The sequence below is a fragment of the Nostoc sp. genome, from assembly GCF_036917375.1.
GTDB lineage: Bacteria > Cyanobacteriota > Cyanobacteriia > Cyanobacteriales > Nostocaceae > Nostoc.
The window spans coordinates 20,905-28,222 of sequence record NZ_JBALDN010000002.1 but is presented as its reverse complement, the minus strand read 5'-3'; the positions used below and the strand labels follow the sequence as shown (position 1 = coordinate 28,222).

Genomic DNA, 7,318 nt, shown 5'->3' with positions numbered 1-7,318 from the left:
ATGGGATTGGTTAAAGCTGTTCGTCAGCGACACCGACGCAACGCCTCAAGGTCGCTTGACATTTGGGCATCTGCTTTAACTTGACACCAATGGCATCTTGCCCGCCACTATATTTGTTTGTCAGACAAGCCCGTAACTTTTCCAGCTTACCCCGACTGTTAGAGGTAGCCAATTCAGGATAACTCTTGGCAAATTTTTCATACACCTCAGCCATCCGCTTTTTGAAAGCAGCTGCACCAATGTTTAATTCGCTAGCTAATTTCGCCTCACTCTTACCTGAGTTTTTAGTCTTCAATCGCTCTACAAAAGCTTCCGTTTGCTCTGGGGATAAGCTATTAGTAGCAGCTTCATTAGCTAAAAAATCAACCCATTCCATAGACAGCTTGTGAGATTTCTTCTCGATTCTACTTAATTTCTACTTTCTCTCTACTTTGTCTCCATTTCTAGGGAATCTCTTCTTCTTTTGGCAGAAATACCATTTGCATAGAAACATTTAGAAGAGGTTCAGCCATGAAAACTGCCTTAACAATTCCAGCCAACTCCAATCAAACCACCCAAACTTCGCAATTAATCCCCGCGTCGCCAACATCGGTAGAAAATCCATCTACTTGGATGCGAAACGGGGACAGTCCTACTGAAATCATCCTCGCGGTGGCAATTTTAACTTCATTGTCGATTGGGGGAATTGCCTCTGTGATTGTGGCGATTACGGGTTTAGTTAAAACTTTAGTACGCCCAACAAGCGAAAAAACAAAGTAGGGGTACTGGCAAAGGGAAATTCTTCGCTTCGTTGCTATCCCGCCTCGGAATAAATTCCAAGGCTAATAGCCTAAGTCCGTTCAAACGGACTAAATTTTAGTTAATTTGAGTCAGTTTTAACTGACTTATACTGTTAGCCTGCGATTTGAATCGCACGCAGGCTGAAGGTATCGCCCGTAACTTGAGCCTTTGAGCCTTTTAACCTCGACGTTGAGCCTTTTATCCTCAACGTTGAGCCTTTTATCCTCAACGTTGCACCTTTTATCCTCGAAGTTGCACCTTTTATCCTCGAAGTTGCACCTTTTATCCTCGAGGTTGCACCTTTTATCCTTGCCGTTGCACCTTTTATCCTCGCCGTTGAGCCTTTTATCCTCGAAGTTGCATCTTTTATCCTTGCCGTTGCACCTTTTATCCTCGAGGTTGCACCTTTTATCCTCGCCGTTGAGCCTTTTATCCTCGAAGTTGCATCTTTTATCCTTGCCGTTGCACCTTTTATCCTCGCCGTTGAGCTTTTTATTCTCGAAGTTGCACCTTTTATCCTCGAAGTTGGGATTTGCTATTCAAAACAACCAGATAAATACTCCATCCCTCCTGCCTTCTGCCTTCTGTCCCCTGCCTCCTAATACTAAGGTGACTGATTTAACACCCACTTCAACCACTGTCTAAAGGAACTTACAGCATTTAACCTTTGAACTCCAGGCGCACGAGCGGCGGCGAGTCCATCAACGGCGACTAATGCGGCGTACTGCAAGCCCAAAAAACTATCAACTGCGGCATAAGGGCCACCTAAAGTAATAGCTCCCGCAGCATACATTTGACCTCGATCGCTACGCATTTCTACTAATTCAAAATTGTTCGCTACAGTCAATCGCCCCAGATGATTTACTGGTAGATTGTAATGTTTTACCAAATCTGCTAGCAGGGGATTAGCATCTACCTTGGCATCCAGTCCAGTAGCATCAACAATAAAGTCAGCTAGCAATTTCATTTCCCCAAAGCTTTGCTCTCGGATACGGGTAATAGTCCGGTTTTGGGCATCTCGTTCCACATCCAACACCTCACCGAAGGTAATTTGATACCAGCCTTCGCTTAACCCTTGGGCAGTAATTTGCTGCCAATCTCGGCGGTCGGCGGTGGTAGTTCCACCCCAGTCTGCTAGTAAACGCTTGCGTTCATCGGGGGTGGCTTTTTCTAACATTGCTCGGAGTTCGCCGCCCCAACAGGCTTTCGGCCAGTTAAAAGGTTGAAATTCGTAATGATTTTTGACTAGGCGCTGGGTATTTTGAAATTTGTTGCCTTGAGGTTTAGGCGATCGCATTAAATGTAAAACTGCAATATTCCGATTTCGCTTTCTGGCTTCATAAATCCGCTGCACAATCCGCGAAGCCACAATTCCCCGCCCCCGAATCAATACCGTACCACCCTGTTGCTCTAGTTGCTCATAAACATGATCGTGAGCTTCATAAGCATTGACTACAGATTTAAAGTCTTGATATTTTTCTCTATAAGCTTGCAAATCTGGAAGAAACTGAATTGCTGGATACCCAGTAGCTAAATGTAAATAACGACTAACTAAAAAAGCATAATTTCCTGGGCCGCGAGAATAGGCTACGCAATATCTGCCATCATCAGTTTTGCGAATTACCCTAACTCGCCCATAGCGATAAATTTGATTCCAGCCAATGCGCTTCGTTTCTCGGTCTATGGAATCAAAGACGTTACCCGCACGGGGAGTATAAGTTTCTGCAAATGTTGGTTCAGCAAAAACTTGCCATAAATACTTGAATGCTGACTTTATCTCTCCCTTAGCTAAGTCTCTCCAAGCTTCACGCAAGGCATAACTAGGCCAACCCCAAATATTATCAGGACAAGAGTCAGAATTAGAACGCAGTCTTTCATATAAAGGAATTTGCGAATTCAGACAGAGGCGCTTGTAACGGGCATAAGGTTCCGCCTCTAATCCCAAAGCCACAATTTTGTCAGCACGCACACCACTAATTCGCAGCAAATCAGCCCAAACGAAGCTACCCAATCCCGCCCCGATCGCTAGATAATCAGATTCATCTACTGGTAATCCTGTAGCATGAAGTGCTTGTACAGAGACTTTTTGTGCCTGAAACGCCAATGGTGGGAAATTACTTGCCACGGGCGCTAGCGGCTGAACTACGGGCAAACTGGGGTCTGGGCGATTGGTATTTGCGTTGAAGTGAATCGTTGAAGGGGGGCTAGTATCTGGTGCAGAGGCGTTAGCACCAAATGTCACTGCAATCAGATATGGGCCAATTTGCAATGTATCGCCATTAACCAGAACACTGCGCGTTTGTGGTTGACCGTTGACATAGACACCGTTAACGCTACCTTGGTCAATCACTACTAAATGGTCTTGTTCCCAGTCAATCAGGGCATGGTAGCGAGAAACTTCATTACTGTTAAGTAGCATCCGAGAAACCCGCATTCCCCTGAGTTCAGCAGGTAAGCGAGCAAATTCTCGACCAAAAGCGATCGGCACATTCAACAGTGGTTCTCGCCGTTCACCCGTCGCTGGTTCTTCCCAACTCAATTGGATTTGTAGGTCATTTGTCATTTGTCATTTGTCATTTGTCATTTGTCATTGGTCATTAAGTTAAGAGTTAGGAATTCTTCCTCTGCTCCCCTGCTCCCTCGGTTACTGAGCGCAGTCGAAGTATGCCCCCCTGCTCCCCTGCCCCCTAATTCCTAGCTACCAACACACTCACAGCCGCAGCTAAAGATGTCCCACACCAATGACAGCCAATTTGTAGATTCTCTCCTGGGGAAACTTTATGACATTTGGGGCATTCTAAGCCATAAACTCCTAGCGGTGGTGCGGGGGGTGTTTGTGGGTGATGGTGATGTCCGAGATTTACTGCTGGATTGGGTGGTAGCAAAATTGTTGCTGGAATGCTACCCGTGGCAACGTTTGTAACGTTGAGTTTTACTTGTCCCAAAGTAATACTAGTGCCCTCAGTTAAAGGCATTTCACCTTGGACTAATTGCCGTCCATCGATAACGGGGGGATTTTGCGATCGCAAATTCCTGATATAAAAGCGTTGTTGTTGGTGATGAAAAAAGATTTCAACGTGCAGTCCAGACACAGTAGGATGACTCAGAACAATGTCGCACCGGATGGGGTCGCGACCGATGCGGACAGTACCATGATTTTGACTTGGCTGTTGTTCGTAAATATTCTGAGTTTTATCTTGACCTGCATCGTGCCATTGTAAAGTTAGTGCGTTCATTGTTCTAACTTCGTAAATCGTATTTAGCTACTTCAACTTCTTTCTGTGCGATTCCTAACATGATTGAGTAGGTGGAAGCAAGTATTTAGAAAAAACTTCAACAAGCTTTATCTATCCGACGCTAATTTATCAGCAACACGTGTTGTTTCTGGCAGTCGATATTTGGGCGTGCAGCGTAATACATAGTCAATCGCTGTCGGTAAACTAATTCGATGACCACTGGAAATGTACAGAGGTTTTACTCCTGTGCGCGATCGCAAAACTGCCCCAATGGTTTCACCGTTATATATTAGTGGTTGTGTGCTGCCTCTGGTTTCTGCCAATTCTTCATGCTTACCTATCAACCTCGACTTAGCCACACCAATTGTCGGCATATCTATAAGTAACCCTAAATGGCTAGCTATACCTAATCTGCGGGGATGAGCAATTCCCTGACCATCACACAGAATGATATCTGGTATTGTTTTAATCTTTTCCAGGGCATCAAGGACGGCTGGAATTTCCCGAAATGACAGGAATCCAGGAACATAAGGAAAGGTTGTAGGACGATGTGCTAGGCTTGTCTCGATTACTTGTAAATCAGGAAAACTTAGGACTGCGACAGCAGCACGGCTAATGGTTCCATCAGCTTCAAAACCCATATCCACTCCAGCAACATACTGGATAGGTTCTTGCAGTCGATCTTCAGTAATTACTTGATTTTGCAGCGTTTCTTGAATAACTATGGCTTCTTCTAGCGTCGAAGGCCAAGCACGATCTCGGTAAAACTTCATATTTAAAATTGGAATTAACTGATTAATATTAATCCTGTTAATTTGGCAAGCACAAAAACAAGAGTTTTTGATGTTGATACAGGGAAAATATATTTTTGTAAAAGTCTGTGAATGACTATCTTTATACTAAATATTTTAGCCCAGATTAGCTGATATCTTGCATCACAATGTTACTTAAGGCTGTCAAGAGGGAATCCTGAGAATATAAGCTTATTTTCCTAGATTTTCTCTTTTACTGGTTATGACACAGCCAAATATTCTAAAACTTGCAAAACAGGGAGATGCAGAAGCGATCGCCTCTCTGATGAACCGCCACTTACACCCTAAAGGGATCAACGCAAAAGTTGCTTTACAAGATGCTTGCTTAGAGGTAACGCTAGAATCTGCCCAAGTACCAAATCAGCAAATTTTAGTTGCATTTATCCGCAAAGGGTTAACGGCTTTAGGGGCTGCATCTATTGAAAGAGTCAAAGTTTATGGTCAACAAACATATAAGGAGTTTCCAGCTTGGAGTAAAGAGTTTGATTTGGGCATGCTAGAACCTGATTTAGAACCAGTAGATAATGAACATTCTTCTAACAATCCTCAAATTCTAACTATTTGTATTAACTTAAGTGGCGATACGGCACAGGGATTAACAAACCAAGATTTTGAATTTATTGCTAATCAAATCAGTACTGATATTTTATCTTCTTGTACTGACGTTTTTATTCAAAAAGTAAGTATTAGTAATGGTAGTTCTGTGATTACAAAGGAACGTTAATATCTAATTTTCCCCATGCATAGCTGTAGAGAAAGATTCTAAATTAGGGGCTTCTGCCAAAAATATAATAAATCAAGGAAAATTGAAGTATATAGCTCTAAAAATTTTGTAAATGTTGCTTTTGTCTGTATATGGGGAATCCTAATATAGACGATAATTTATCCGCTTTTCGCATTTGTTAATTATGAAAAATCCCAATATTCAGGAAGTTAATAAGCAAAAGTTACAAAAGTTTTACTGGCCTTTATGGTTTCCTTATCCTACTTCTTGGTTAAAAGCATTAATTTTGAATCTATTGTTGAGCTTTATTATATTTTTACTCACTAATCCAGGAAAAGTAGGCTACCAAATTACATATTTGGCAAAAAGTCCCGAATTATTTTTTATGTTGACAATACTGTTGATCCTATCTCCTATTCCTACAATTTCTTTTACTCATCACTTATTACACCTACTTATTAGTCGGTTTATATCAGAAATTCAAGCACCAGAAATAGGTAGAATCAAAGGATTATTTCCAGGAATAATGAGTTGGTGGGAAGGATTGTATGCTTGGCTTGTAATTGCAATTTCTACACTGATAGCGGCTTTTTTTTGCACAATGATTTTGCCATTATTTAATATTAGCTATACTAAGCCAGTTGAATTATATACAGAAGTTGAAAAGAATATAATACTAATATTTGGGCTGTTTTATGTTTCTGCTGGGGCATTAACTTATCAAATTGAACATTTGGTAAGACAGCGAATAATATCTGCTTACTCTGGCACTAAAGAAACAGATGCAACTAAATCTAATACTGATTTAAATAAAGGTCAAGAACTTAATAGATTGCGCGGGGAAATGGGTTTACACAAAATGACATCCAATATTTTATCGAATGATGAAGAAAATTCAATTATTAAGACTCAGTATAAATATCGTAATTTCAAAAAAAGCTGGGTGTTTATTTTATTTGCATTTTCAATTGCTATAGTGATATTTTTATCTTTAAAATTTGGAGAAAATATTCCTTTAACATCTAAAGATAATACACAAATACCATCCAATTCTACATTAGTTACACCCTCACCAGTTCTTTCAGAATCGCCGACAGTGTTACTTGAAACTGATACATTTCGAGAGGCAGTAAATCAAGCAATTAATGCAGCTAACCTGACTCAATCAGCAAAATCTCTAGATGAGTGGAAGACAGTTGTGAGTCAGTGGGAAGGTGCAATCGCACTTATGAAAACTGTGCCATCTTCTAGCCCAAATTATGTAGTAGCCCAGCAAAAAATCATAGAATATCAGAAAAATATCAACTACGCTGAAAAAAATGCCGTCGCTGACAAGTAACGCGATCGCACCTCAAAGCTAAACCAGAAAAAGGAGTGCGATATTCCGACGCTAATAAGGATAAATTATCATGCTTAATGGACTCAGGCAACAGGCGATCGTCAAACCTGGTGGTTTAGTAGAAATCTCTTCTCCAGAACTTCCAGCAGGTGCAACTGTAGAGGTGATAGTACTTCTGGAGTCACCCCCAAAGCATTCTGAAAAGCCCCTAACTAGCTTTATCGGTTCTTCTAAAGGCAGTTTTGCTACACCAGAAGAAGTGGATAAGTTTATTCGCCAAGAACGAGATGCATGGGAATTCTAGATGCTATTTATGACTCAATGCTCTACTTTTTTAACCAACGATCGACGCTTTCGTTGTGTTCCTGAACTATCAGTAATTTTGCTTTCTGAGATTAATTATCTATAGCTAAAATTTTATAATAAA

General features: G+C 41.2%; 8 protein-coding genes. 4 read left to right on the top strand and 4 right to left on the bottom strand.

Annotation, left to right across the window (positions count from 1 at the left end; translation table 11 throughout):
* Positions 1-10: 10 nt before the first annotated feature.
* Positions 11-376: a hypothetical protein gene (locus tag V7K45_RS00835; RefSeq protein WP_334999467.1), complete on the bottom strand. Its 366-nt coding sequence runs from the start codon at positions 374-376 to the stop codon at positions 11-13.
* 134 nt (positions 377-510) lie between these two features.
* Here V7K45_RS00835 and V7K45_RS00830 point away from each other — a divergent pair, with 134 nt between their 5' ends.
* Positions 511-759, top strand: coding sequence for a hypothetical protein (locus tag V7K45_RS00830; protein ID WP_334999465.1), 249 nt, complete (start codon positions 511-513; stop codon positions 757-759).
* Positions 760-1,384: 625 nt separating this feature from the next.
* Here V7K45_RS00830 and V7K45_RS00825 read toward each other — a convergent pair.
* The 3 genes from V7K45_RS00825 to nfi all read right to left on the bottom strand — a co-directional run bounded on the left by V7K45_RS00825 (position 1,385) and on the right by nfi (position 4,789).
* The gene (locus V7K45_RS00825; RefSeq protein WP_334999463.1) at positions 1,385-3,343 is read right to left on the bottom strand and encodes an FHA domain-containing protein; all 1,959 of its coding nucleotides are present in this window, start codon (positions 3,341-3,343) and stop codon (positions 1,385-1,387) included.
* Between the two features lie 124 nt (positions 3,344-3,467).
* Positions 3,468-4,016 carry an FHA domain-containing protein gene (locus V7K45_RS00820; protein WP_334999461.1) on the bottom strand — a complete coding sequence of 183 codons (549 nt, stop codon included), beginning with the start codon at positions 4,014-4,016 and terminating at the stop codon, positions 3,468-3,470.
* A 107-nt stretch (positions 4,017-4,123) separates the two neighbouring features.
* Positions 4,124-4,789: a deoxyribonuclease V gene (gene nfi / locus V7K45_RS00815; RefSeq protein ID WP_334999459.1), complete on the bottom strand. Its 666-nt coding sequence runs from the start codon at positions 4,787-4,789 to the stop codon at positions 4,124-4,126.
* Between the two features lie 241 nt (positions 4,790-5,030).
* Between nfi and V7K45_RS00810 the strand changes: the two genes are divergently transcribed.
* The 3 genes from V7K45_RS00810 (at position 5,031) to V7K45_RS00800 (ending at position 7,195) form a co-directional block, all read left to right on the top strand.
* Positions 5,031-5,552, top strand: coding sequence for a hypothetical protein (locus V7K45_RS00810; protein WP_334999457.1), 522 nt, complete (start codon positions 5,031-5,033; stop codon positions 5,550-5,552).
* A gap of 184 nt (positions 5,553-5,736) precedes the next feature.
* A complete protein-coding gene (locus tag V7K45_RS00805; protein ID WP_334999455.1) occupies positions 5,737-6,891 on the top strand; it encodes a hypothetical protein in 1,155 nt (384 codons plus the stop codon).
* 70 nt (positions 6,892-6,961) lie between these two features.
* Complete coding sequence (locus V7K45_RS00800) at positions 6,962-7,195, top strand: hypothetical protein (RefSeq protein WP_334999453.1); 234 nt, start codon at positions 6,962-6,964, stop codon at positions 7,193-7,195.
* Positions 7,196-7,318 lie beyond the last annotated feature (123 nt).